Origin of the sequence: Clostridium intestinale (assembly GCF_035905475.1) — a bacterium.
Taxonomy (GTDB): Bacteria; Bacillota; Clostridia; order Clostridiales; family Clostridiaceae; genus Clostridium_T; species Clostridium_T intestinale.
Window position 1 is genome coordinate 3,317,735 of the sequence record NZ_CP121166.1, and the last position, 25,311, is coordinate 3,343,045.

The window sequence follows — 25,311 nt, forward strand, 5'->3', positions numbered from 1 at the left end:
TTTAATCAGCCTATTTAACTATATCTTCTCCAAACCACTTTTCTGAGATAGCTTTTGAAGTTCCATCTGCCTTCATTTCATCAAGTGCTTTTTGAACTGCATCTAATAAATCTGTATCAGCTTTTCTTAAACCTACACCATACTCTTCATCACCAAAGTTGTCTTCTAGAACCTTGTATTTACTTTCTCCTCTTTGGTTAGTATAGTATCTTATAAGTATTTCATCACCTACTACAGCATCAACTCTACCAGCTTCTAAATCCATTAGTGCATCATTATTAGTTTCAAAAGTCACAAGCTTTCCATTTTTAAAGCTCTTAACTAAATCAGCTTCCTTTTCTACTGCATCAACTGCACTAGAACCATTTTGTGCTGCAACAGCTTTTCCATTTAAGTCAGCCTTTGTTTTTATTGGTGAATTTGCTAAAGTTATTATAACTTGTCTATTTTCTAAATAAGGTTTTGTAAATGCAACCTTCTCTTTTCTTTCGGCTGTTATTGTGTAACCATTCCATATAAAATCTATATTTCCATTATTAAGTTCTGTTTCTTTCATTGACCAATCTATAGGTTGGAATTTAACTTCAACACCTATTTTCTTTCCAACTTCCTTTGCCAATTCAGCATCAAATCCAGTTATTTCGCCTTTATCGTTCTTAAACCCCATTGGAACGAATGTATCATCTAATCCCACTATCATTTCGCCTTTATCTTTTATTTTAGCTAGCCCCGTTTTTTCTTCTTTTTTACCACATCCTACTACTGTAAGTGCAGCCATAGCTACTAATAATAATGATGTTATCTTCTTTTTCATATTTATAATCCCCCTTAAAATAATCACTTTATTACTTTATCATTCTAAAGCATTAAAGAGTTGGTGTCAATATGTATTTTCTCTTTTTATTGTTTTATACTTAAAAATCCCAAAAATGATATTGATTCATACAATATATTATTAGCAATAATGTATGGCGGAGGATATGTCCAAAAAAAATAAAAAAAATAAAAAAAATAAAACCTGTTTTGATCTTCTTTATAATAATCCAGACTTACCACCATGCAGTAAATACTTAGGGAATGCTCATCCTATCTTAACAGAAAGTTTTGCAATATTTAAAAATGATAATAGAGCATATTACTTTTTAAGTACACTTCCTACGGGTAGCAACACTATAGGGACAAACTTGATTTATACAAATCTACAGATATCTTTAACAACCTACTTAGTTGGTGTTTATATATTTAATGTTCAATCTGGAAAATGTACATTTGATAGTAATTCTCCAATTCATAATAATAAACAAGCTAATGATTTTATTGTAAACACCCTAAATACTCCACCAAATATCACTTTAAATTATGTACCTTCTTTGAATTTAGTAATTGGTAATAGTAATAGCATTCTTTCACTATATACAAATACAATAATTATAACCCCTTTAAACTACTATATCTCTCTTGGTCTTCACGCACTAGAAAATGATCCATCTCTATTCTACGGAAACAACGCAGATGCATTAGCAGATCCTATAAACATAGATTTAGCAAGTTACGCCTTAAGATTTCAAAAATAATATAATATTTTCATATTTTGAAAATATTTATAAGAATTATGTATTATAATAAACTTATGATTTTATTTATCATAAGTTTTGTCGATAAGTTTTTTTCATATAAACCCAAACAAAATCCCAAAAGAGGTTGGATTATTTTAATCCAACCTCTTTACTTATTGATTTCTCTTCTTTATGTAAATATAAACAGGTATCCCTATCAAGGTAACCCCTATTCCATATATTGCATTTGTTGTATCAGTTAAAAGTGTACTAATTATTATATATAATCCTCCACCAATTCCCACCAAAGGAATTATAGGATACAATGGCACGCTATATGGTCTTTCTAAATCTTTGTGCTTCTTACGTAATATAAATATTCCAGCTACAGTCATTACAAAGAATATCCACATTACAAATACAGCTAAGTTTGTAAGTGTATTAAATGAGCCACTTAAAACATATAAAATTGCTAATATAATTTCAAATACAAACGTATTTAAAGGTGTTTCAAATCTATCATTAACTTTTCCCAAAATCTTAGAAAATGGAAGTAAATTATCTTGAGCCATTGCAAAAGGAACTCTAACTCCTGTTAGTATGTATCCATTTAATGCTCCAAATATAGATATAATTATACCTATTGATATTAAACCAGCTCCACCATTACCAAATAATATAACTGCAGCATCTGATGCAACTTTTTCTGAAGCAATGACTTGATCTACAGGCATTATATTTACAATTGCAACATTTATTAGTACGTATACAAGCATAGTAAAGGCTAGTCCAAAAACTATAGATCTAGGAAGATCTTTTTTAGGATTTTTAAGCTCACCAGCCATATTTCCTACTCCTACCCAACCATCATAAGCCCATAAAGTTCCGAGTACAGCTGCTCCAAAACCTGCCACTCCAACAGTGCTTCCCTCTGGCATTACAAAGGTTGAAAAGCTGTTAGCTTCACCTTTTAATATTCCAAAAACTATAATTACAAAAATAGGAATTAGCTTTGCAACAGTAGATATAAATTGAACCTTACTGCCCAATTTTGTAGAAATAATATTTATAGTACTTATAAATATTATCATAAATATAGCTAATAATTTTTGTTGCATTGAACTCAAATCCACAAAATATGTAGCCTGTGTTACTAATACTATAGATAAAGCTGCTATTATTCCAGGTACATATATAAGGGTTTGTACCCAACCAAATAGAAATGCATACTTTTCTCCATATAATTCTTTTAAATAAACAAATACTCCGCCTGTTTTAGGAATTGCAGCTGCTATTTCCGCTACAGTTAGTGCGGATGCTATAGTTATTACTCCACCTACAACCCATGCTAAAACGCCTAATGTAGGAGTCTTTGCACTACTAAAAACAACTGAAGCCTTGAAGAATATTCCTGAACCTATTACTACACCAATTACCATACTAATAGCTTCAAATAGTCCAATTTCTCTCTTTAAAGTCTTTACCTCAACCTTAGAACCACTTTCTTGACTTTTTAATTCCATAATTATCTCCTTTGATAATAATATAAGAGTAGAAAGGTAACGTAAAGGTTATCTACTACTCTTACTTCTTTTAGAATATAATATAAATTTTAATATTTCTATAAAATAATTTTAAAAAGAATTCTTCATAATGTCAATTAGTAAAGTTTCACACTAGCATTTTGTAAAAATATATCTAAACATCCATTTTATCTATATAGGGCTCTATTACAATTTTCACTTCTTTAAGCATCTTTATAAGTTCCTTGAAATAGCTAGAAAATACTTTGCTTTGATAAATCAAATTATTTGTTAATATAGGGTATTCCTTTGCTGACATTTTAAAATACTTTTCTTTTATATTAAATAAAAACTCCTCTAGATACCCTTTAAAAAATAAGCTGTTTGGGTTCTTCACAAATCTATCTATTACTTCCAAAGTCTCAGCAAATTTTTTAACTGTATTTTCATCTATAATTTCTTCAGTTATTTCTTCACATATATTAGCTGCTTTAGTAGCTTCAAGTATTGTATTTTCTATATGATTAAAAACTTCTATTTTTATTTTATCTACATCTATTTTACTTTTTTCTTCAATCTTTAATGTTTTCTTTAAATTATTATAATTATACTCATTTAGTATCTCACTAAACTCTTTAAATTCTGCTCCTTCTATATCGGCTCCATAGGATACATTTAAAAAGCTTTTTCCACTAAATTTAGTAAAATATTTTATATAAAATTCCATATTCTTTCTATATAAGTTCAGTAGCCTATCAGTTAATATTTCGTTTCCAAAAACATCTTTTGTTTTGATAACATTTAAATTATTTATTTCTTTATCTATATCTAATTTCGCTATTTCTGCATGATGCTTATCGTAAGTATAACCAAAATCCTGCCCCGCAAATATTATAGGATTGCAACCTATCTTAACCGCAATATCTGTACAACAATGAGCAACTGATCCTCCTGAAAAGCATATTGACATATTTTCCAGACCCTTTATACAAGTAAAAAGTCCTTGTGTTGTAAAGATTTTATCTCCCTCATACTCTGCTACAAGTTTTGAATTACTTTGCTCATAAAACACCAAAGGAATTTTCACATTTAATATTTCTTTTAACATATTGTAAGTTACTTCTTGAGGGTCAATTGAAACAATTATATCTGGTATTATTCCATTGTCAAGGAGGGGCTTCAAGGTCCTATTACCTGCCACTATAAAAAAGTTTTTTAACTTTTCCTTGAACTTTATCATATCTTTAATATTTCTATCTAATGATGGTCCTGCCGACACTATTATTGCTGGAATATTCTTATTATAATCCATAAATAAATCTAGAGATGTAGATTCGTTTATGCAATCTATATTCGAAAATATATTATCTATAAATATATTTTTAAAACTTTTATTTGTATATAAAAATGTTGCTACACTATAATAGCTTGTATCAATCAAATTTATAAACTTATTGTATTCATCCTTATATCTTTCGTCATAATTTCCATACTTATCTACAAAAAGATTAACAAAGTTTCTTGAGTTTATTGTGCTTCTAAGCAATATCTCTAGTTTCTCCTCATCATAAGCTATTAAAAACACATTTTTTTTATCTATATTATTTTTATATTTATAAACATCTTCTAAACTTGGTTCAATTATATAAATTATATTTCTTTCACAGCAACAACTTAAAAGTGCATCTAAATATTCTCCATCTCCAAATCCAAATATAAATATTAATGAATCAAATCTTAAGTCTTCAAAAGTTTTCATAAGTTTTTCAATTCTTTCATTCATTATTAACCTCTCAACTAAGGATTATCATTTGGAAGGGGGCTATAGACTTTAAGCATGTAATCCACATTCGGTCTATAATTTACAGTAAATCCAAAGTTTCCATTCTTATTTGTAAATACATATCCTAATGTAATTTTAGTAAAATTGAGTTCTATCACTTCCACACAAGCTCCCGCTGATGGGGAGTTGTCTGGATTAAAAACTGTTCCTTTTATAAGAACCTCTGTAAAAGGTCTTAATCTTCTACTTACACAATAAATTCCACCAGGTTTAAGACAGCTACCACTTATTATTATTGTTGAGATCTCATTTGCACCCATATTATTCTTTACTTTCTTCTTCCTTGCTAACTACTATATCAACTACTATACTTTGCTGGTTTTTTATATCCTCTGCTTTTATGATCTTACCTGATTCTTTACCGTTTATGGTCATTGATTTAACCTTTAACTTCACATATTTTTTCTCATCAAATTTTTCTAACTCTTTCATAATTACCCTCCTAAAATAAAACTCTACTTATAAACCTTTATAAGCACTTATTTTATAAGAAATATTTTTATCTTCAATTAAAAATATATAATCTCCATCATCATTTGATAACGTAAAGTCCAATACCTTCCTACTTTTTTCATCAATTATTTGTTCAACTATAATTAACGCCTTACTTGCTGGAAGTCCATTATTATAAAACACTCTACCACTTAAAAGAAATTCATTAGAATCCTCTATTTTTATCTCTTCCATACTTACCTCATTTAGGATAAGACCACATTAAATGTGATCTTACCTTTATTAAATTTCCTATGATACTGGTGAATAAGCATCAAATCTGTAGACTTGAGGTGCTGTCAAAATTGGTAATGATACTCCATATTCTCCTAAAGTATCAGTAAAAGTTACACCTAAAGTTGTTGAAGCTCCAGTTGCTGATGCTAATCTTACTACACGTACAGCTACATTAGTTTGTGGATTTCCGTTTGAGTCTTCTATTAATCCTAATGCTAAAGTCCTATTCCATGCATCTAATGATGCAGTAGCAGCTGCTGTTATACTTCCATTATTAGTTGTAGTTATTGTTACGGTCCCCGGTCTATATGAAGGCATTTTCTTCATCTCCTTAAATAGTAAGTTTGAGAAGTTAATCTCAATATTATGATATTATTTTTTTCTCCAAGTGTTACTATTTATCGACAAAAAATATTATTATTTAACGGTCTATAAACCTCTAGACTGTAACTTATATTATCATTTTTTTCAACTAACACAGCAAAACTGCCATTTTTATCGGTTTCTGTAAATCCCATAAGCTCTCTATGACTTATGCCACCTGTGATAAACTGCTTGTATACAATTATTGCAACATTTTCTACTGGTGTAGAATCATAGTTTGTTATAGTTCCAAGAATTAAAGATTTTTCACTTGCTGGTATACATATATTTTTATATATTACTTTCTCATCTTTTAAATCTTCAGGTGTTAAAATAAAAGTATTATCAATATCCATAAAATCCCTCGCTTTTATAAAGGTAATGGGCTATATATATTTAATATATATTCAAAGTCTTCTTTTACTTCCACAGAAACTGCATAAACTCCATCTGCTTCTGAGAAAACAGCACCAAGAACAGTTAATACTGGTATAATCGATGACCTATCTATTTGTATTACCTCTACACCGACTCCATCTAAAGGGTTACCATTAATATCATAAACTGTTCCTTTTATTAAGGTTCTATCACTATCTCTAAATTTTACATTTTGGACATATGCCTTACCTTTTACTAATGATGAACCTTTTATTATTTCTGTAGATGTAGGATAAGTAGGCATTTAAACCACTTCCTTATATTTGTACTTAATCATTATAATAATATTCTAAAGCTCTGATTTTGCTACAAAAAATATTGAATTATTTTTTGTACTATATTTTTAACTCCATCTATATTAATTATTTTTTTTGAATCAGCACTTAATTTCAATCTTATCCCTTGATTATCAATAATATTAGTTATTTCATCTAGTAATGCTTTTTCCTTTAAGTTATAGTACCAGCCTAAATTTATCATTATTTGGTTTTTCTCCATATACTCTGCAAGTCTTAACTGATTATCAGCTTGTATAACAAATAAAGTTGGAACTCCTAAACTAGCTAGTTCATATAACGTAGATCCACTTGAAGATATACATACGTCTGCATTTTCCATTAATATTCTCATATCCTTAGGATTATAAATTAACTTTATATTTTGCCCATTTTTACAACTTTCCTCAATTAACTCTCTATTTTCAAAACCTTTTCCAACAATGATATTTATATTTAATCCATGTATTTTCTTAATCGCTTTAATAATAAAAGGAGTAACATTATTTACATCTGTCCCTCCCATAGTTATCAATATATTTTCTGCTTTAACTTTTATATTCTTATGACTGCTTTCCCTAAACTCATCCCTTAATATACAATACTGCCCTCCTAGTAAATACTTAGAAGCCTTTTTATTATATTTTTTCCTTTCAGCATAAACATTAGGATTTACAACTATATCACTAGGATAATCAAATAAATAATTGTCATCTATTGATACTAAATACCTACTTAATGATTTTAAAAACAACAAATACTCTTCATTCATATTATAAGAATCTGTGATAATTACATCTGTATTGTAATTTTTTATAATATTTTTGATTTCTATTTTTTCTCCATATAGCTCCATTGCTTCCATTAAGATATATCTTACTTTTTTATCTTTAAAATAACCTTCTACCACTTTATCTTTTCTAGATACAAATATACACTCAACATTATTTTTTATTAGTTCATCATAAAGGGCCATACATCTAATTATATGACCCATTCCAATATTGAATCCCCCATCAGCTCTTATTAATGCCTTCATTCTAATGCCTCCAAACACTTTTTTAAAGCCTTAATATTTAGCCATTCTGTATTAGTTCCTGAATTATATTCAAAACCATCTTTTATTAAAGTTCCTCCTTCAGTAAAATGAGTTTTTAAATCCCACCAATCAAAGCTCGGATAAATAATATAATGATTTTTATATTCGTAAGTGTTTCTAGAATCGTCTTTACTTATCATAACTTCATGAAGTTTTTCTCCTTCTCGTATTCCTATAAACTCAAGTTTACAGTCATTAAGCATAGCCTTTGCTAAGTCTACTATTTTAAAAGAAGGAATTTTAGATATATAGATTTCTCCTCCCTTACTTTCTTTAAGTGCCTTTATTACTAAATCAATTCCCTGATCTAAAGTTATCCAGAATCTAGTCATTCTTTCATCTGTTATTGGAAATACTTTTTCTCCTTTATCTTTTAACGTTCTGAAAATTGGTATAATTGACCCTCTGCTCCCCGCTACATTTCCATACCTAACTACAGAAAAAACTGTACCTGATTTTCCTGAATATGAGTTAGCTGCGGTAAACAATTTATCTGATACTAGTTTCGTTCCTCCATATAAATTAATCGGATTTACAGCTTTATCTGTAGATAAAGCTACTACTTTTTTTACTTTTTTATCAATAGCTGCCTCAATAACATTCTCTGCACCATATATATTTGTTTTAACAGCCTCAAAAGGATTATATTCGCATATGGGTACTTGTTTCATAGCTGCTGCATGAATTACATAATCAACATTTTCAAAAGCTCTATTAAGTCTATTTTTGTCCCTAACATCTCCTATAAAAAATCTAAGTCTGTCCTTTTTACTCGGAAACATCTCTTCTAATTCTTTTCTTAATATATATTGCTTAAATTCATCTCTTGAATATATTATTATCTTCTTGGGGTCATGTTCTTTTAACAATCTTTTAGTAAAATGTTTTCCAAAAGAACCTGTTCCCCCTGTTATCAATATACTTTCATTAGTTATCATATATCTCTCCTACCTTTGTAAAAAATGGCTAGTAAAATTCCTTAGCTACTATTATTAAATGCTATTGTTTTGTTTTTAGTGCAAATAAAAACACTTTAGATTTTCTCTTATAAAAATCTAAAGTGTTTACTTATTCACTCTTTAATACCTTCAATTAGGTCCATACTTAAGGGAGTTCCTTTTTCTATATCTTTTTTAAAATTTTTACCTAATACATCTTTAAAATATCTTGGATGTAGTCCATATCCAGGTCTTACACTTCTAATATTTTTTTCACTTAATATTTCACCAGCTTTTACATCTTTTGATACAAATAAAGATCTACAAAACTCTCTATTTTTTTTCTTCTTTTCATTTATAGAATAATCAATCTTACCTATAGCTTTCTCAACATTTCTTATTTTATAAACCATATCCTTAAGTTCACCCATTTCCATTGAGAAAGCAGAATCCGGCCCACCTTCCGCTCGATTTAGTATAATATGTTTTTCAATAACTTTAGCACCCAATGCTACAGCAGCTATTGAAACCTCTGATCCTAAAGTATGGTCTGATAATCCCACTATACAATTAAACCTGTTCTCCATATCACCTATTGTAATTAAATTCATATCCTCATATGGTGCTGGATATGAAGATGTACATTTTAATAATATAACTTGATTATTATTCATTCTTTTACATGCACATATTGCCTCTTCAATATCTTTAATATCTGCAATACCTGTAGAAATAATTATAGGTTTACCTTTAGATGCTATATACTCTATAAGTGGTATATCAGTTATTTCAAAAGAAGCGATTTTATATGCAGGAACATTAAATTTCTCTAATAAATCAACTGCTGTTTTATCAAATGGTGAGGAAAAACAAATTATATCCTCTTCCTTTGCAACTGTAAACAGTTCTTCATGCCATTCCCATGGCATATATGCCTCTTTATATAAATCATACAAGGTAACACCATCCCATAAAGTCCCTTGTTTTATCTTAAAATACTCATTTTCACAATCTAGTGTTATCGTGTCAGCAGTATAAGTTTGTAGCTTTATAGCATCTACTCCTGCTTTTTTGGCCTCTCTTATTAGCTTTATTGCATTTTCAATTTTACCATTATGATTGGCCGATATTTCCCCAATTATAAAAACAGGTGATCCATTATTAATTTTTCTATTCCCAATACTTAAATCTTTTTGCACGTATTCCCCCTAATCACTTATTTCTATATTTTCATAATTATATTTATTCTTAATTAGCTTCCACTTATCCTTTGTAATCCCCATCAATACAACATTATATTTTTCATTTCCTTTAATGATATGCTCCTTCAAAATTCCTTCTACTTCACTTCCAAACTTTTTGTGAATGGATACAACCTTGTCATTAAATTCAAACACTTCACAACATAATTTGTTTAAACTTAATTTATAAAAAACATAATCATATATATTACATTCTAATAAAGTTGCTATTCCTCTTCCTCTAAAGGATGTATCAGCTATATAATATGCCCAATAACATTTTTTATTTTTATTATCTATATTTGATATACTTAATAAACCTATAGATGTTCCATCCATTTCAATAATCCAATATCTTGATGCATTATCCTTACTTATCTTGTCAAACCATTCTTTTTGTTTTTCTAAACTTAATATTGGATCTGTGTACATGTATTTAGTAACCTCAGGATTCATTCTCCATTCCATTATCCTTAATAGGTCTTCTTCTTTTATTTTTCTTAAAGTTAATGACACTTTTATTCACCTCTTTTTAGGTACAAGCACCTGTGCTTCACCATCTATAACTACTTTACCTTCTGCATTTCTGCATATGGTACTTAAGTTTATTTTAGAATTTTCATCATCTATTGAGATTATCTCAACTGCTGCTGTTATTTTGTCATTTAATCTAACTGGTTTTATAAACTTCAAAGATTGAGTTAAATATATAGCCCCTTCTCCTGGTAATTTATTTGCTATAACTGCTGATATTAATCCAGATACCAATATTCCATGGGCTATTCTCCCTTTAAAAATTGTATTTTTTGCATAGTTATCATCTAGATGTAATGGATTTATATCTCCACTAATCTCTGAAAAGGTTTCTACCATTTCCTTAGTAATCACTTTACTATATTCAGCTTTTTGGCCAATGTATAATTCCTGTAAAACCATAAAATATCCTCCCTATATTTCTTTTTGATTTATATCTTTATTAATAGCTAGTAAATCTGGCCTTCTATTTAGGAGGTTTAAAATATCATTCATATCAAAATATTTATTTTTTTTGTATAACTCATTATATATACAACTTATAAAATTAAAGTCTTCCTCGGTATCTAATGTCCACCTATGATTTGAGTAATCCTTACTAAACCTATAGCTTCCAAGTGAAAATTTATCTTTATTTGTATATATATATGACGTTACATGTTCTCTATCTCTATCTAATATAGCCTCATTAAAAGCCTTTTCCAGAATACTAAAGCTAAACACTTCCGTATCTAGCCCTCTTGGTAAAGTTCTCTCTAATGTATTACTAACATAGTCATAACTATTCTCTAGGTAGTAATCAATTGTGTTTTCTGTAATCCTACAGTCTAATAAAGGGCAATCGCTTGTAATTCTTACAATAATATCTGCATTGTTTTTCTTAGCTGCATAATAATACCTAGAAAGAACATCCTTCTCAGAACCTCTAAAACATGTTATTCCTAGTCTATTTGCCTCATTTACTATTTCTATATCTTTCTCCTCTGTAGTTGTAGCAATTACAATCTTATCTATGTTTTTAACTCTCTTTAATCTATCTATGTCATGTTCTAAAATAGTTTTTCCGCATATCTTTTTTAGTACTTTCCTTGGAAGTCTAGTTGATCCCACCCTCGCTTGAACTATACACACTACATTCATTAGGCTCACCTACTTTCTACACTTCTTAACTACTATCATTAAATGCAAATGAATTCATTTTAGTGCAAATTAAAACACCATAAATTTTTATTTCAAAATCTATGGTGTTAGCACTAATAAATTATTTATGTAATTATTTTTTCTCTCTTCATCATTATAAAATTACATTCTACTTTAGGTTGATTCCCCCATCTAGCATCCACTTGATCAAGCACATGGACTAATTCCCATCCTTCTTCTCCAAGTTTATTTAGCCTTTCTTCAATCTCAACAGCATGTCTAGTCTCTAAGGCATTATCTAGACCTATGACTTTATATTCCCATTTTTTACTCATAATATCCCCCTGTGTTATTTTATATCTTTATTTTATACCAGTTGTGCAATCGTTTCAACTCAAAAACTCCTGCCTTAGTTTTAATCACCTAAGGCAGGAGTTTATTACATGTCTTTAACTCTATTGTTTATTATCTTTATATTATCGTGAAATTCCTTTTGAATTCCATCCGTATTGTATTTTATAGAAATTTTTAATATGGAGTCTTTATCTATGTTACTCTTTATGAATTTAGTAGTATTAAGGTAATATCTTTCTTCTGTAAATTCTTTTTCAGCAGGAAATTCAATGTTATTCCCATCAATCTCAGCTACTATAAGAATATCTGAAATGTTTTTATTAATTTCTTTTTTCTCTAAATAACTTCCCTTGTCTAAATATAAATATTTATTAAAAGAAACCAAAGTCAAATCATTCAATACTAAGTCTTCAGTTACAACAGTCATATTATATACTTTAGGCTTTCTTGTTAAAGTCACATAAGTAAAAACATTTATAGCTAATAATAAAGAAATAACTATACCAATTGATATACTTAAGGTTTTTCTTTGCATACACATTACCACCTTAAAACATTTTATTGAATATAGTTATTCCCTGGATTTATTTTTTAATTCTATTGTTTACTCATCATATAATTTTTTAACCTCATTTAATCCATCTACTATCTCTTCCTTAGAAAAATTGCACTTACTAAGTTTTTCATCATCCCATTTACTTATTGTTTCATAGAAAAACACTGCAAGTTCTAAATTTCTAGAGGACTTTCGATCTTCAATTGCTTCAAAGAGCATATCTTCTGCTTTATTTATCTGTCCTTCACTTATGTACTTTTTTATCATTATTTCTAATAGCTGATCTTCCTTCAAAATTACCGAATCATTTTCAATGCTATTTTCTATAGAATTTTTATTTTTAAATATTGATACTAAACCATTTATAACGGTTTTAATCATTCGCTCAAAATAATCATTTTCAAACATATTCTGCTACCCCATTTTCTTCAATTATTGTATTTGCTCTTCAAGTACACTTCCCACTTATTTTGAAATTCATCTTGAGATAATCCTAATATTTTTTCAAAATCCTTAGGTGACTTTATTAAATTTACTAAATCGTCATATCCATACTGGTTTATTATAAATTCTACAATGCTATAAGAGTAGGCATATCCACCATTATCTCCAAATCTTTGAGCACTCATATTTTCTAAATCCATAATTTTAGGAACTTGATTACTTTTTATAAACTTTTTATAGAATCATCCATTTGGTTTGCTTCAAAAGTAGCTATACCTTCATTTAAACAATTAGGTACAACCTCTTTATTAATGTTCCTCACTAATACATGAGTAAACTCATGTATTGCTACCTTAATCATATAATCTTCTTTAGATTTATCTATATATGGAGAAACCATCTTCATAACGTTATTCCCCATCTCTGCACCAACCATCCACTCAGAAGCATTAGGTTGTCCAATAGCTTCATGAAAAGAATCTAAATCAGAATAAACATAAATATTAATTTTTTCATCAGATTGAATTTTTAAGTTATCAGTAATTTTTTTATGATTTTTTTCTAAAACCTCAGAAAGTTTCTTGCAATGATCTTTATACTTATTCTCTGAATAAAAATTAAAATGTTCACTTGCAAATTCTAATTTCATTTCTTCTTTATCTAGCTGCTTTGATTTATTAGAGCAACTAGCAAACACATTTACTACTGCTATAACCATTATAAGTAAAACTAACTTCCTCATCCTATAACCCCTTTTATTTTGTACCTTTATTTTACAATAATAACAATATTAATTCAAAATTTTTTATAGGAATTTTTGTTCTTTTGTTTTTGTTGAAACTAAAAAGAAGAGCTATCTGCAACTTGTGCAATAACTCTTCTTTTTATCTTCTATTTATCTTTATCAAACAAGGACATAAGATCTCCAAAAGGATTATTTATAACTTCTGCTTCCTTTTTCATCTTCTTCATATAATTTTGTACATCTCTCTTACTGTTTTTATTTTCTTTATTATCAAATCTCTTATTAAATACTGCTGCCTTTTCTCTAAAGTTACAAGTTGGACTTGCACATACGTAGATTTGACCTTCGCCTTGTCCTCTAAGTTCTAGTTTCTTTTTACATTCAGGACATCTTGCGTTTGTAAATCTACTTACATTTTCTCTGTGACCGCAAGCTCTATCTTGACATACATGCATAACTCCATGTTTTCCTTTAACTTCAAGCATGTATTTCCCACATTCAGGACACTTTTTACCTGTAAGATTATCATGTCTAAACTTATCGCTGCTGCCCTTTACTTCTTGAACTAATTCTTCTGCGTAACTTCTCATTCTTTCAGTAAAGTCTTTTGGATTTTTCTTACCCTTACTTATTAGCTCTAATTCCATTTCCCATTCTGCTGTTAGAAGTGGAGATTTCAATTCTTCTGGAACTAATTCTATAAGCTGTTTTCCTTTTCCTGTAGGGATTATTTCTTTTCCGCTTTTCTCTATATAAAACATGTTAAATAGTTTTTCTATAATATCTGCTCTAGTTGCAACTGTTCCTATTCCGCCAGTTTCACCTAGAGTTTTTGCGTGAGCTTTATCTATTTTTACATATTTATGAGGTTTCTCCATAGCTGAAAGAAGAGTTCCTTCATTAAATCTTGCTGGTGGTTTGGTTTTTAATTTTTTACTCTCAACATTAGATATAGAAACCTTATCACCTTTTTTAAGTACAGGTAGTTCTTGGCTTTCTTTATCCTCTTCATCTTCTGCTAAATCATCAGCCTTATCATACACTCTTTTCCAACCCTTAGATTTTGTTACATTTCCTTTAGCTATAAAAGTTTCTCCATTTATATCTGCTGTTATAGTAGTTTGAAGATATTCATAAGGTGGTAACATAACTGCTAAAAATCTTTTTACAACTAAATCATAAATACGTCTTTCCTCACTACTTAAAAGCGCTAAATTTCCTCTTTCCTCTGTTGGTATTATAGCGTGGTGATCACTAACTTTGCTGTTATCTACAAAACCTTTATGCGCATTTATTTTTCCTCTTAGGAGTTCATTCGCTATGCCGCTGTAAATTCCTACAGCTATTGCCTTTAATCTATCAGGGATTGTCGAAACTATGTCCTGGGAAATATATCTCGAATCTGTTCTTGGATAAGTTAAAACTTTATAGTTTTCATATAACCTTTGCATTATGGATAAAGTTTGTTTTGCTGAATATCCAAATATTCTATTAGCATCCCTTTGAAGTTCAGTTAAATCATATAAACTTGGAGCATAGTTCTTTTTATAGCTTTCTTTTACATCAACTATTTCGGCTTCTCTTCCTTTGGTTAAAGAAAGTATTTTATTAACCTTTTCTTCATCAAATATATTTCCATTGTTATTTTTATCTCTCCAAGCTAAGGTAAAACCTTTTGCTTTTGCATTAATTACATAGTAATCCTGTGGTTTGAAGTTTCTGATTTCTTCTTCTCTACTTACTATCATGGCTAAGGTCGCTGATTGAACACGTCCTGCTGTTAATTGTGCATTGTATTTACAAGTTAATGCTCTTGTTATGTTTAGCCCTACTACCCAGTCCGCTTCTGATCTACAGGCTGCTGCCTTATATAAATTATCATATTGGGATGCAGGTTTTAAATTCTTAAACCCATCTAATATTGCCTTATCTGTTTGAGAGGATATCCATAACCTTTTAGTTGGTTTATTTACTCTAGCCTTTTCAATAATCCATCTAGCAACGAGTTCCCCTTCTCTTCCAGCATCTGTTGCTATAACTATTTCGGTTACATCTTTTCTATTTAATTGTTCTTTAACGGCATTAAATTGTTTACCACTTTGCTTTATAACAACAAGCTTTAAGTGTTTTGGAAGCATAGGTAAATCTTCCATCTTCCAAGTTTTATATTTATCATCATACGCTTCTGGATCAGCTAAAGTAACTAAATGACCTAGTGCCCATGTCACTATGTATTTATCCCCTTCTATAAATCCATTGCCTTTTTTATTACATCTTAAAACTCTTGCAAGTTCTCTACCAACTGAAGGTTTTTCAGCTAAAACTAATATTTTACTCATATGTTGTTTCCTTTCAAACTTTGACTTTGTATCAACTAAGTTCATTATAACATTAATTATGCCAAAATAGTAAAAACTAGAGGTGTTATCCCACCCCTAGTTAATCATCTCTATTTTAATTTCAATATTATCAAAAAAACATCCTATTTCTTTTCTTAAATCTATTGTGCTATTAGCTAAAGTTTTTTCCTTTACTTTGGATATTATATCCCTAATCTGCTCCTCATTTATACAAGAATAATTAGCCTTCTCTTTTAATTTACTTAGCTTATCTGAAACTCTAATAATCAAAATCAAATATAAGAGTTCTTTTTTATATTTTTTGAGCTTTGCTCCAAGCTTATGTTTACTTATTAATTTACGAATATATTTTTTACTTTCTTCATCTATATCCAAATATTCATCTATATTTTCCATAAACCATTTAGCTCCAGCTTTATTATGCTTTTCATCAAACTTTTTAATATCATGTAGTAGGCTGGCTAAATAAAGTATATCTTCTGCTTGCTCCACTTTTTGTAGGTCAAGGATAACATATGAATTTAAATATAAAATTTCTAAAGCTATGTCAGAAACTAATTTCGAGTGATATTTCCTATATTGCATAGCATTTTTATATAAATCTCTTTCTGCATCTGAACCTAATATCTCCATATACTCATCTATACTTTTATCCCAAAGTTTATTACTAACTTCCTTCAGCTCTTCTTTTTTAGCACCTATAAATTTAAGTTTCTCTTCTATAACTAATCACCTCTATTTATCTTGATTGGTTACATATTCATCTATAGCTTCAGCAACTTTTTTAGATACTCTAACAGCTTCTACAACAGTTTTTGCTCCCGTAACTACGTCTCCAGATGCAAAAACACCTTCTCTTGTAGTTCCACCAACTTCGTTAGTGTGAATAAGCCCCTTATTAGTAACTTCTATTCCTCTAGTAGAACTAATTACATTATCCTTTGGCTCCTGACCTATAGCTAATATTATTGAGTCTGCTTTAAATATATCTTCTGAACCTTCTATATCTCTTACCTTTTCTTTTCCGCTATCATCTACTTCAATTACTTCTGTTTTTATGTACTTAACGCCTTCATCTAAAAATTCTAATGGTGCTTTATAGAATTCAAACTTAACCCCATCCATCTTAGAATATTCTATTTCTGCTTTTTCAGCATCCATACTTTGAGCGCCTCTTCTATACATTACATAAACTTCTTTTGCCCCTTGTCTTACTGCTGTTCTAGCGGCATCCATAGCTACATTCCCAGCTCCTATTACACATACCTTATTGCCTAAATTATAAACTTCAGGGCTTTTTAAATAATCTATAGCATAATGAACATGACCTAAAGCTTCCCCTTTTATGCCTAATCTCTTAGGTTTCCATACTCCTGTACCTATAAATACAGCTTTGTATCCATCCCTAAATAAATCATCTATTGTTATGGATGGACCTATTAAAGTATTAGGTCTTATCTTAACTCCCATACTTATTAGCTTATCTTTAAGTTTATCTAAATTATCCTTAGGAAGTCTAAACTCTGGTATACCATATCTTAAAACTCCACCTATCTTATCATGAGCTTCAAATATAGTTATATCATATCCTTTATATACTAAAAGTATAGCCATTGTTATTCCTGCTGGTCCAGAACCTATTATAGCTATCTTTTTATTTCCTTTTTTAGCTTTTTCTGAAGATATAAAGTTTAAATAATAATCTGATATGTAATTTTCAACCATTCCAACTCTAATTGGTGTACCTTTTCTACCCAATACACAACTACCTTGACATTGTTTTTCATGAGGACAAACTATGGAACATATTACTGAAAGAGGATTGTTACTAAAAAGTTTCTCTCCAGCTTCCATAATATTGCCTTCTAAAAGCATGCCTACAACTTCATTAAATGGTGTATTAACAGGACAACCTTCCTTACAAAAAGGTCTCTTACACTGTAGACATCTTTTAGCTTCATCTAATACAAAGTTTGACATAAATACTCCCCTTTTCTCTTTTGATTGTTTAAATATCATTTTAATGTATTTTCTTATAAATATAAACACTAAATATATTTTTAACAAAGAGCATCCCGAAGGATACTCTTTGCTTAAGTTCTAACCTTAAAATGGATTATCAGTTAGTCCATATTCTTTATCTATATTTATAAATGATCCATGCACTGTTCCAGAACCATTCACTATTGCAAGTTTTCTAGAGCGTACATCCTCTATCCATCTTGTGTTAGAATCATTTGCAACAGCATTAGCTATAAGAGCCATTCTATCTTTTTCTGATACATCACTTGATGCTCTATAGGCTATTCTTAAATCTGTTTTTGCTTTCACTCCACCATTTTGTACCCCTATATCAAAAGCTAAGGCAAATGCTCTCTCCGATTTTAGGTTATATTTATTACATATACTTAAGGCTAAATCTCCGATAGTCTTTGCATGATTAAGTTGAATAGCTCTAAATTCTGGTGAATTTGCAAGAGCTATTAGCCTAGATTTCCAAGGTTCTCTTATAACCTTTTGGCTATTATTTATTGATTTTGCCCATGTAAGCTGCTCTGTTGGAGTTTTGCTTAGCATAGTATTAAAAGTATTATAATAATCTAATAAAATACTTCTAGTTGCCATATTATGATTTAGATTCATCTCCCTCAGTAAAGGCTGCAAAGTTCCCTGCCCTATATTCCACTGGAGTATTCCTAGAGACAATCCTTGTCCATCAAAATCACCTGTTATATTCCCATAACCATTACCTTCAAACCTTCCTGTTATAGCTATAGCCTTTTCTAAGGTTGAAAGTTTATAGGAAACGCTCGGCTTAATAGGTGCTACTACTTCTGAAAACAAGGCATTCCAAGTAATTCTCCCAATTATGCCATCCTTAGTTAAACCCCTACTTCTTTGAAATTCTATAGTAGCTTGTTTTGTATTAAATCCAAATACCCCATCCTCAGTTCCTGCATTAAAGCCTAGTTCATTGAGTTTTTTCTGTATAAGTTTTATGGTTTCCCCTCTATCTCCCTGTTTAAATGCAACGCCTGGATAATCCATAATAGACTACCTCCCTTTTATTATTTACACCGATAGTTCTATATAGTAGGTATTCACTTATAATATTCTATTTTATTTTCTAATTAATGGTTACAATAATTAGAAGGTACTTCATTAAACCTAAATGAAGTACCTTCCATATAACTAAGTAAATAATTCTAATAACTCTTTTTCTGTTAAACTTTTTAAAATCTGACCACTGTCTAGTCCATTTTCTAACACCTTATTTATTAACTCTTTTTTATTCTCCTGAAGTCTTACTATCTTCTCCTCAACAGAATCTTTAGCAATAAGCTTTATTACCTCTACTATATTCTTTTGCCCAAATCTATGAGCTCTATCTGTAGCTTGATCTTCAACAGCAGGATTCCACCAAGGGTCAAAGTGTATTACTAAGTCTGCACCTGTTAGGTTCAGCCCTGTCCCCCCTGCTTTTAGAGATATAAGAAATACTGGTGTGTCATCTTCATTAAACTTATTTACTGTATCTATTCTGTCTTTAGCTTTCATGGACCCATCTAAATAATAATGATTTATCTTATTATCTTTTAGCTCTTTACTTATTATTTTAAGCATGGAAGTAAATTGAGAAAATACAAGTATTTTATGACCTTCCTCTATACTTTGTTGAACTATCTCAAGAAGAGCCTCAAGTTTACCGCTTCCTCCATCATAGTCTGCCATTATTAATGAAGGATCTAAAGAAATCTGCCTTATTCTAGTTAGATAAGATAAAAGCTTCACACTTATTCCTGATCTATCTATTTCCTCTTCCATCTTTTCTCTTACATCATCAACATAAGCTTTATACACTTTCTTTTGTTCATCTTTCATATCAACAATTATATTTTTTTCTATCTTATCTGGAAGTTCTAATATAACGTCCTTTTTCTTTCTTCTTAATATAAAAGGTTTTATATACATGCTTAACTTTTTAATACTTTCCTCATCCTTATCAAAAAGCTCCTTAAATTTTTCCTCGCTATATAAATATCCAGGCATCAAAAAGTCGAATATAGACCACAATTCCACCAAAGAGTTCTCCATAGGTGTTCCTGTTAATGCAAATCTTAAGTCTGCCTTTATCTCCTTTACACATTTAGCACTTAAGGAAGATGCGTTTTTTATATTTTGAGCCTCATCTATAATGAAATAATTAAACTTCTTTTCTTTATATAGTTGTATATCTCTTCTTAAGGTTCCATAGGAGGTTATTATAACATCTACGTCCCCAATATTATTAAGCTTACTCTCCCTCTCCTCAGGAAGACCACTTAATATCTCAAGTTTTAACTGAGGAGCAAATTTATTAAACTCATCTCTCCAGTTATATATAAGTGAGGTTGGTGCAACTATTAGAGTTTTAGTATTTTTATTAGATAAAATAAAGGTTATAGCTTGAAGGGTTTTACCTAATCCCATCTCATCTCCTAATACTCCTCCAAAACTCAAATACTCTAAAGACTTCATCCATCTATAGCCCACTTTTTGATATTCTCTTAAAGTGGCATTTAATCCCTCTGGAATTTCAACTTTATAATCCTTTAAGGCGGTTATTTTACCTTTCATATCTTCTATAAAATTTAAACCTTCTATAAATTCAACCCTATTATCTTTAACTAAGGCATCTATTATTAAGGCTTTATTTTTAGGTATTTCTATTAATTCGTCAATACTCCCGCCCATTCCTATTCCATCTAACAGTCTTAAAAGTTTATTTAATTCCTGGTTCTCTAAATCAATAAACTCGCCTTGAGCCATTTTATAAAACTTTTTGCCTTTTCTTATGGCATCAAGTATTCTTTTTATTTCCTTACGAGACAAATTTCCTACAGAATAGTTAAACTCGAAATAATTTATTTTCTCTTTTATATCTGCCTTTATATTAAACTCTTTTATTATTCCTTTGTTTTTTATATTATCTGAATAATAAACATCCCCATAAGTTAATAGTGTGTTGGTTCCAAACTTCAAGAAATTAAATTCCTTCTCTTCATCTCCTTGTAAATAAAAGCTTCTATCTTTAGCTCTTAAGTCCATACTTGATAAGACCTCAAGAACCTCTTTTTCCTTTAAACTATCTCTTTTTATAAATTTATTATATTCCTTAGGGTCTATTGGATTTATTATATATTCACCATATCTAAATAAAACCTCTACAGTTATATACTTATCTCTATCCAAATAAAAATCTACCTTAAGATCTTCCTCTATTATGTCTCTTCTAATGTCTTCTTGAATCTCTACCCTAGAAGTAACCCTAGTTAAAAATGGTGCTATATTTTCTAAAACCTTTAGTTTATGTTTTTTATCTATCTCTATAGATTTATCTATCTTTTTTCTTAAATACTTGTAATCAGTTCTCTGTTTATAAGGAGGTAAATAAAAATCATCTTCATAAACCATAACCTGAAAACTCGAACCCAGCACTTTAGGATAAGTCTTGTCTTCTATTATTAAATTTTCATCACTTTCTATAATAGAAAATTTCAAGGGTACTTCCTTAGAAAATATATTTCTCAACTTATAATAATCACTTACTCTACTAAAAACCTTAACACCTTCTAATATTTCTAGTACCTCATGGAGTTTAGATATAGGTAATATTATATGTTTGCCTCTAATTATGCTATTTCTAAAAGAGCTTTGTTCCCTCATTAATGAAGTTTCACTTCGAACCTCTGTTATTAAAAATTCTAAAAACCTTAAATACTCTTCACTAAAAATATGTTTTTTTCCATCAAAGGTGAATTCTTTTCCAAAATTCATTTCTCCTTGATTCTCAAATACATTAAAAAACTCCCTAATTTCTTTCAATACGTATAATTTTTCTCTACCAATCTTAAAGCAAATAGTAAAGTAATCTGAATCAATATCAAACTCTGGAACTAGGTTAACTACTTCTTTAATATTCCGCCCTATCCCCTCTGAAAAAGCTAATAAAAATTCTTCTTGGGTCGAGGACTTTTCCTTTAGATACCTTTCATAGTTTTCCTCTGGATCTTCTAAATTTCCTTCTTCATCACACTCAAATAAAGCAGATAAAAGAAGTGCATTTATGTGCTTACATCTATAACTTTTTTTAGATGAATTTTTCTCAAAATCTTTACAAGTACAACTAGTATCTCTAACTGACCATATTACACTATTTAATGTAATGGAGCTTTTATATGTGCTTATTAAATCCTGTGATAATATCTCTCCACGCAATAAATAACCATCATCAATACTTTCAAAAGCACTATTCACAATATATCCTTCATTATAAACCACAGTTGCTTTTTTTATAGAATATGTTGGAGTCCTATCTATTAAAATCCCTATTAATTCGCCTACACTCATACTCCACCTCATAAATTAAAAATTCAATACTTACATTATAACCTATTTATTCCTAAAATAAAAAACCTCCGAAGAAAATCCCTTTTAAAAACTTCTGTACAGATGTACAGCTGTACACTTGTACAATCTTACGATTGTAAATTTAATTTTTTGTACAATTGTACATTTGTTTTTGAAAAAAGCTGTACACCTGTACAATTGTACAAGTGTACAAATATTCTTATATATATATAGATTTAAAAGACTAAAAACATGAGATTATAATTAAAAACAAAAAACTATGAGAAAGTCCCATAGTTTTTAATTCTAAAACACAATATTACTTTATTAATTTATTTAAAATACACAAAGTACCTTTAAAGCCCACATAAGGATTGTCAACTTGTTCACCTCTTGAATAAACCAAATTAGGCAAATCAATTTGAAGTTTATTGCAGTTTTCTTTACCTATATTAATTACTACTCCATTCCCCATAAGGATATCATAATCCCCTTTAAGGATTATTTCTTCCCATATTTTTTCTTCATAAAAGGGTACATCTTCTGTGGATAAAGAAGGTAATGAACACCATATATTGTTAATATTTATCCCTATTTCATCTCTCAGGAAATCTCTAATACCTCTTACAACATCATAATGACCACTTAGACAAATAGATTTATTTTTTAAAACTAGTGAAACTTCATCTATTTCTTCTTTTAATAAACTCTCTTCATTTTCTACAAACTCTTTATTAATAGAGATTTTAGCTGCTTCCTCTATTTTTTTAATCCACTCCAAAGTTCCTTTAAGTCCATAAGGCCTACCTATTACATATGGAGTGCCAAAGTTTCTTTCCAATACTTTTGCTGCTTCTTCTCCTTCACTTCTCATGACAATATTAAGATGAGCGGCTCCCATATTTTCTATATCTTTTATGCTTGTATTTGAAGTAAGGGTACATATATTTTCTCCATTAAAGCCCTCTTTCATTATTCTATCTACTTCCATGCAGTCGACTTCATAATTGTAGTCATCAGCACAGGCTCCAATAATGTTATAGGTGAAGTTTTCACTTTTATTAACCTCTTTAGGTATGTGAGCTACTAAGGTTTCAAGTGTATTTTTTACACCTAAAGTCCAATCGCCTTTAAATCCATCATTAGAAATATAAATAAAATTAATCTGAGGATATTTTTCTCTGTAGATATAACAATAAGCTTCTAAATCAATTCCTATTACAGAAGATACAGTTGAAGACATTAAGAATATATTCGTTGCAAGACCTTCATTTACTATATCATCAACAGCCTTGTCCATTCTACTTACATCACCCATGGCAATATCATTTTCATCTAAGTGAGTGGTGTATAATTGACTATTTTGTACACCCTTCATTTTATGAAAATTGTTTAAAGCAAACCGTGTTGTTCCTGCTGTACCAAATTCCAATATACAAGCACCTCTTATAGACAACAATGTCCATAAGGCTCCCATTCTGTCTGAAGGTATAGAATAATATTTATATAATCCCATTTATATCTCCTCCTTCATAGCCTTAAGTAAAGTCAGTGGAGCCTCAAATCCTAATTTTCCTACAAGCACCATATAGGGCGTTATAATTTTTGTATTTCCTATGTTTTTATTATCTAAAATTGCTCCAATGAAATAATCTAATTCTTTATCCTTTAGGAGATTTTTTAAAGTTAAATAATCAAAACTTCTACCTACAAAGGGATTATTACCTGATTCTAGTATTTTATTTTTTAAAAACTCATTTTCTTCAAAATAGTATTCTATCTCCATGTATTCTAGCTTCATTCCTAAAGATGTAAGAAGGTGATTAAGCCTAAAACTATCTATTCCTAAGTATCCTGTCCCAAAACTTTTCCCTCTAAAATCATGTTCATAGGTTTTAGCAGCATGCTCATATAGCCCTTGAACTTCTTTAGATATATCTATATCTAAAGCTTCACCTATCTCTAAATAAGCTTTCTTTATACATTCAAACTCTAAGCTATAATTGAATATTATATATTGTATCCCATAATCCTCCTGCATCCTTTTGGCTATAGGTAGGTAAGTTAGTTCAGTGACAATATTAAGCTTCACCTTTGATGCAGTTTTTAGTTTATCTACTGATAAATCAAATGGAATACAACTATTAATATTTATTTCCTTGCTTTCTAAAAGCTTTATAAGCTCACTATTTTTTATTAAAGAATACTTGCTCCCAATAATATTTACGCTTTTCTCTTCTATAGCTTGTTTTTCCATTAAGTCACATAAAGCTAAAACAGTATTTTTTTCAGCTGGCATAGCACTATAGCACTTAAAGTGGGCTCCATTAATATATATAACTTTTAAATCCAACTCTAAAGCAGCTTCATCTATAATGCTTTCAAAGTCTTCTCCTATCATCTCAGGAACACAGGCAGAAACTAAAAAAATCACTTTTGTCTCTACTGATTCCTTAATTGTCTTTAATGCTTCATAAACACCATCTCTACAGCCAAAAACCACTTCATTTGAATTCATAGAATAAGACCATACCTTATTTTGTCTTAATGTTTTTTCTTCCTGTATTGATATATTTTTATTATAATAAGTACATTCTGCAGTACCTACTACAAGCATATATGCATCCTCAATTTCATTAACAATACTGGTAACTGGAGCTATAGGACAACGTGTTCCTGGATAAATTGCAGTTGTCCCTGACTTTATTGCTTTATCACTATCTATATCTGAAAGTCTATTTAATCGACTTAAATAATCCTCTGTAATCATATTTCACCTCAAT

General features: G+C 29.6%; 28 protein-coding genes. 1 reads left to right on the forward strand and 27 read right to left on the reverse strand.

Translation table 11 applies throughout. The features are described from left to right. Positions 1-10 precede the first annotated feature (10 nt). Positions 11-814 (reverse strand): amino acid ABC transporter substrate-binding protein, encoded by an 804-nt coding sequence (locus P8F83_RS17050; protein ID WP_326511993.1) that lies wholly within the window; start codon positions 812-814, stop codon positions 11-13. A gap of 154 nt (positions 815-968) precedes the next feature. Between P8F83_RS17050 and P8F83_RS17055 the strand changes: the two genes are divergently transcribed. Then, on the forward strand, positions 969-1,574 hold the full coding sequence (locus tag P8F83_RS17055; protein WP_326511994.1) for a hypothetical protein: 606 nt from the start codon (positions 969-971) through the stop codon (positions 1,572-1,574). 155 nt (positions 1,575-1,729) lie between these two features. Here P8F83_RS17055 and P8F83_RS17060 read toward each other — a convergent pair whose 3' ends face one another. From P8F83_RS17060 to P8F83_RS17185, 26 genes are all read right to left on the reverse strand, one after another. Then, positions 1,730-3,079 (reverse strand): APC family permease, encoded by a 1,350-nt coding sequence (locus P8F83_RS17060; protein WP_326511995.1) that lies wholly within the window; start codon positions 3,077-3,079, stop codon positions 1,730-1,732. A 175-nt stretch (positions 3,080-3,254) separates the two neighbouring features. After that, on the reverse strand, positions 3,255-4,862 hold the full coding sequence (locus tag P8F83_RS17065; protein WP_326511996.1) for a motility associated factor glycosyltransferase family protein: 1,608 nt from the start codon (positions 4,860-4,862) through the stop codon (positions 3,255-3,257). Between the two features lie 14 nt (positions 4,863-4,876). Further along, positions 4,877-5,182 (reverse strand): hypothetical protein, encoded by a 306-nt coding sequence (locus P8F83_RS17070; protein WP_238905481.1) that lies wholly within the window; start codon positions 5,180-5,182, stop codon positions 4,877-4,879. Between the two features lies 1 nt (position 5,183). Then, positions 5,184-5,354 (reverse strand): hypothetical protein, encoded by a 171-nt coding sequence (locus P8F83_RS17075; protein WP_238905480.1) that lies wholly within the window; start codon positions 5,352-5,354, stop codon positions 5,184-5,186. Positions 5,355-5,381: 27 nt separating this feature from the next. Next, the gene (locus P8F83_RS17080; RefSeq protein ID WP_315113621.1) at positions 5,382-5,609 is read right to left on the reverse strand and encodes a hypothetical protein; all 228 of its coding nucleotides are present in this window, start codon (positions 5,607-5,609) and stop codon (positions 5,382-5,384) included. A 57-nt stretch (positions 5,610-5,666) separates the two neighbouring features. After that, entirely contained in the window at positions 5,667-5,969 is a 303-nt protein-coding gene (locus P8F83_RS17085; RefSeq protein WP_326511997.1) for a hypothetical protein, read from the reverse strand. 80 nt (positions 5,970-6,049) lie between these two features. Further along, a complete protein-coding gene (locus tag P8F83_RS17090) occupies positions 6,050-6,370 on the reverse strand; it encodes a hypothetical protein (protein ID WP_326511998.1) in 321 nt (106 codons plus the stop codon). Between the two features lie 14 nt (positions 6,371-6,384). After that, on the reverse strand, positions 6,385-6,696 hold the full coding sequence (locus P8F83_RS17095) for a hypothetical protein (protein WP_286910448.1): 312 nt from the start codon (positions 6,694-6,696) through the stop codon (positions 6,385-6,387). A gap of 62 nt (positions 6,697-6,758) precedes the next feature. Further along, the gene (gene pseG / locus P8F83_RS17100; RefSeq protein WP_326511999.1) at positions 6,759-7,766 is read right to left on the reverse strand and encodes a UDP-2,4-diacetamido-2,4,6-trideoxy-beta-L-altropyranose hydrolase; all 1,008 of its coding nucleotides are present in this window, start codon (positions 7,764-7,766) and stop codon (positions 6,759-6,761) included. Next, positions 7,763-8,764, reverse strand: a complete 1,002-nt coding sequence (gene pseB, locus P8F83_RS17105; RefSeq protein WP_326512000.1) for a UDP-N-acetylglucosamine 4,6-dehydratase (inverting) — start codon at positions 8,762-8,764, stop codon at positions 7,763-7,765. Before pseB ends, pseG begins: the two co-directional genes overlap by 4 nt. A gap of 134 nt (positions 8,765-8,898) precedes the next feature. Beyond that, complete coding sequence (gene pseI / locus P8F83_RS17110; protein ID WP_326512001.1) at positions 8,899-9,963, reverse strand: pseudaminic acid synthase; 1,065 nt, start codon at positions 9,961-9,963, stop codon at positions 8,899-8,901. Between the two features lie 9 nt (positions 9,964-9,972). Beyond that, positions 9,973-10,521, reverse strand: a complete 549-nt coding sequence (pseH, locus tag P8F83_RS17115; RefSeq protein ID WP_326512002.1) for a UDP-4-amino-4,6-dideoxy-N-acetyl-beta-L-altrosamine N-acetyltransferase — start codon at positions 10,519-10,521, stop codon at positions 9,973-9,975. Between the two features lie 6 nt (positions 10,522-10,527). Further along, the gene (locus P8F83_RS17120) at positions 10,528-10,941 is read right to left on the reverse strand and encodes a MaoC family dehydratase (protein ID WP_326512003.1); all 414 of its coding nucleotides are present in this window, start codon (positions 10,939-10,941) and stop codon (positions 10,528-10,530) included. A 12-nt stretch (positions 10,942-10,953) separates the two neighbouring features. Next, positions 10,954-11,679, reverse strand: coding sequence for a glycosyltransferase family protein (locus P8F83_RS17125; RefSeq protein WP_326512004.1), 726 nt, complete (start codon positions 11,677-11,679; stop codon positions 10,954-10,956). Positions 11,680-11,804: 125 nt separating this feature from the next. Next, positions 11,805-12,014, reverse strand: coding sequence for a DUF4177 domain-containing protein (locus P8F83_RS17130; protein ID WP_238905454.1), 210 nt, complete (start codon positions 12,012-12,014; stop codon positions 11,805-11,807). 104 nt (positions 12,015-12,118) lie between these two features. Next, positions 12,119-12,568 carry a hypothetical protein gene (locus tag P8F83_RS17135; RefSeq protein ID WP_326512005.1) on the reverse strand — a complete coding sequence of 150 codons (450 nt, stop codon included), beginning with the start codon at positions 12,566-12,568 and terminating at the stop codon, positions 12,119-12,121. A 69-nt stretch (positions 12,569-12,637) separates the two neighbouring features. Next, positions 12,638-12,997 carry a DUF6483 family protein gene (locus P8F83_RS17140; protein WP_326512006.1) on the reverse strand — a complete coding sequence of 120 codons (360 nt, stop codon included), beginning with the start codon at positions 12,995-12,997 and terminating at the stop codon, positions 12,638-12,640. 20 nt (positions 12,998-13,017) lie between these two features. After that, positions 13,018-13,233: a hypothetical protein gene (locus P8F83_RS17145; protein ID WP_326512007.1), complete on the reverse strand. Its 216-nt coding sequence runs from the start codon at positions 13,231-13,233 to the stop codon at positions 13,018-13,020. A gap of 23 nt (positions 13,234-13,256) precedes the next feature. Then, positions 13,257-13,775: a hypothetical protein gene (locus P8F83_RS17150; RefSeq protein ID WP_326512008.1), complete on the reverse strand. Its 519-nt coding sequence runs from the start codon at positions 13,773-13,775 to the stop codon at positions 13,257-13,259. A 149-nt stretch (positions 13,776-13,924) separates the two neighbouring features. After that, a complete protein-coding gene (locus P8F83_RS17155; RefSeq protein WP_326512009.1) occupies positions 13,925-16,117 on the reverse strand; it encodes a DNA topoisomerase III in 2,193 nt (730 codons plus the stop codon). Positions 16,118-16,213: 96 nt separating this feature from the next. Next, positions 16,214-16,771, reverse strand: a complete 558-nt coding sequence (locus P8F83_RS17160; RefSeq protein WP_326512010.1) for an HD domain-containing protein — start codon at positions 16,769-16,771, stop codon at positions 16,214-16,216. Between the two features lie 102 nt (positions 16,772-16,873). Next, positions 16,874-18,157 carry an NAD(P)-dependent oxidoreductase gene (locus P8F83_RS17165; protein ID WP_315113663.1) on the reverse strand — a complete coding sequence of 428 codons (1,284 nt, stop codon included), beginning with the start codon at positions 18,155-18,157 and terminating at the stop codon, positions 16,874-16,876. Between the two features lie 87 nt (positions 18,158-18,244). Further along, the gene (locus P8F83_RS17170) at positions 18,245-19,186 is read right to left on the reverse strand and encodes a peptidoglycan-binding domain-containing protein (RefSeq protein WP_326512011.1); all 942 of its coding nucleotides are present in this window, start codon (positions 19,184-19,186) and stop codon (positions 18,245-18,247) included. Between the two features lie 144 nt (positions 19,187-19,330). Continuing rightward, positions 19,331-22,528 (reverse strand): DEAD/DEAH box helicase, encoded by a 3,198-nt coding sequence (locus P8F83_RS17175; RefSeq protein WP_326512012.1) that lies wholly within the window; start codon positions 22,526-22,528, stop codon positions 19,331-19,333. Between the two features lie 319 nt (positions 22,529-22,847). Then, complete coding sequence (locus P8F83_RS17180; RefSeq protein ID WP_326512013.1) at positions 22,848-24,044, reverse strand: nitrogenase component 1; 1,197 nt, start codon at positions 24,042-24,044, stop codon at positions 22,848-22,850. Further along, positions 24,045-25,298, reverse strand: a complete 1,254-nt coding sequence (locus P8F83_RS17185; protein WP_326512014.1) for a nitrogenase component 1 — start codon at positions 25,296-25,298, stop codon at positions 24,045-24,047. Positions 25,299-25,311: the final 13 nt, after the last annotated feature.

Excerpts from the sequence above, each read along its gene's own strand:
- P8F83_RS17050 (WP_326511993.1), bottom strand. The coding sequence starts at position 814 with ATGAAAAAGAAGATAACATCATTATTATTAGTAGCTATGGCTGCACTT.
- P8F83_RS17055 (WP_326511994.1), top strand. The coding sequence starts at position 969 with ATGGCGGAGGATATGTCCAAAAAAAATAAAAAAAATAAAAAAAATAAA.
- P8F83_RS17060 (WP_326511995.1), bottom strand. The coding sequence starts at position 3,079 with ATGGAATTAAAAAGTCAAGAAAGTGGTTCTAAGGTTGAGGTAAAGACT.
- P8F83_RS17065 (WP_326511996.1), bottom strand. The coding sequence starts at position 4,862 with ATGAATGAAAGAATTGAAAAACTTATGAAAACTTTTGAAGACTTAAGA.
- P8F83_RS17070 (WP_238905481.1), bottom strand. The coding sequence starts at position 5,182 with ATGGGTGCAAATGAGATCTCAACAATAATAATAAGTGGTAGCTGTCTT.
- P8F83_RS17075 (WP_238905480.1), bottom strand. The coding sequence starts at position 5,354 with ATGAAAGAGTTAGAAAAATTTGATGAGAAAAAATATGTGAAGTTAAAG.
- P8F83_RS17080 (WP_315113621.1), bottom strand. The coding sequence starts at position 5,609 with ATGGAAGAGATAAAAATAGAGGATTCTAATGAATTTCTTTTAAGTGGT.
- P8F83_RS17085 (WP_326511997.1), bottom strand. The coding sequence starts at position 5,969 with ATGCCTTCATATAGACCGGGGACCGTAACAATAACTACAACTAATAAT.
- P8F83_RS17090 (WP_326511998.1), bottom strand. The coding sequence starts at position 6,370 with ATGGATATTGATAATACTTTTATTTTAACACCTGAAGATTTAAAAGAT.
- P8F83_RS17095 (WP_286910448.1), bottom strand. The coding sequence starts at position 6,696 with ATGCCTACTTATCCTACATCTACAGAAATAATAAAAGGTTCATCATTA.
- pseG (WP_326511999.1), bottom strand. The coding sequence starts at position 7,766 with ATGAAGGCATTAATAAGAGCTGATGGGGGATTCAATATTGGAATGGGT.
- pseB (WP_326512000.1), bottom strand. The coding sequence starts at position 8,764 with ATGATAACTAATGAAAGTATATTGATAACAGGGGGAACAGGTTCTTTT.
- P8F83_RS17120 (WP_326512003.1), bottom strand. The coding sequence starts at position 10,941 with ATGGTTTTACAGGAATTATACATTGGCCAAAAAGCTGAATATAGTAAA.
- P8F83_RS17125 (WP_326512004.1), bottom strand. The coding sequence starts at position 11,679 with ATGAATGTAGTGTGTATAGTTCAAGCGAGGGTGGGATCAACTAGACTT.
- P8F83_RS17130 (WP_238905454.1), bottom strand. The coding sequence starts at position 12,014 with ATGAGTAAAAAATGGGAATATAAAGTCATAGGTCTAGATAATGCCTTA.
- P8F83_RS17135 (WP_326512005.1), bottom strand. The coding sequence starts at position 12,568 with ATGCAAAGAAAAACCTTAAGTATATCAATTGGTATAGTTATTTCTTTA.
- P8F83_RS17140 (WP_326512006.1), bottom strand. The coding sequence starts at position 12,997 with ATGTTTGAAAATGATTATTTTGAGCGAATGATTAAAACCGTTATAAAT.
- P8F83_RS17145 (WP_326512007.1), bottom strand. The coding sequence starts at position 13,233 with ATGGATTTAGAAAATATGAGTGCTCAAAGATTTGGAGATAATGGTGGA.
- P8F83_RS17150 (WP_326512008.1), bottom strand. The coding sequence starts at position 13,775 with ATGAGGAAGTTAGTTTTACTTATAATGGTTATAGCAGTAGTAAATGTG.
- P8F83_RS17155 (WP_326512009.1), bottom strand. The coding sequence starts at position 16,117 with ATGAGTAAAATATTAGTTTTAGCTGAAAAACCTTCAGTTGGTAGAGAA.
- P8F83_RS17160 (WP_326512010.1), bottom strand. The coding sequence starts at position 16,771 with ATGGAGATATTAGGTTCAGATGCAGAAAGAGATTTATATAAAAATGCT.
- P8F83_RS17165 (WP_315113663.1), bottom strand. The coding sequence starts at position 18,157 with ATGATATTTAAACAATCAAAAGAGAAAAGGGGAGTATTTATGTCAAAC.
- P8F83_RS17170 (WP_326512011.1), bottom strand. The coding sequence starts at position 19,186 with ATGGATTATCCAGGCGTTGCATTTAAACAGGGAGATAGAGGGGAAACC.
- P8F83_RS17175 (WP_326512012.1), bottom strand. The coding sequence starts at position 22,528 with ATGAGTGTAGGCGAATTAATAGGGATTTTAATAGATAGGACTCCAACA.
- P8F83_RS17180 (WP_326512013.1), bottom strand. The coding sequence starts at position 24,044 with ATGGGATTATATAAATATTATTCTATACCTTCAGACAGAATGGGAGCC.
- P8F83_RS17185 (WP_326512014.1), bottom strand. The coding sequence starts at position 25,298 with ATGATTACAGAGGATTATTTAAGTCGATTAAATAGACTTTCAGATATA.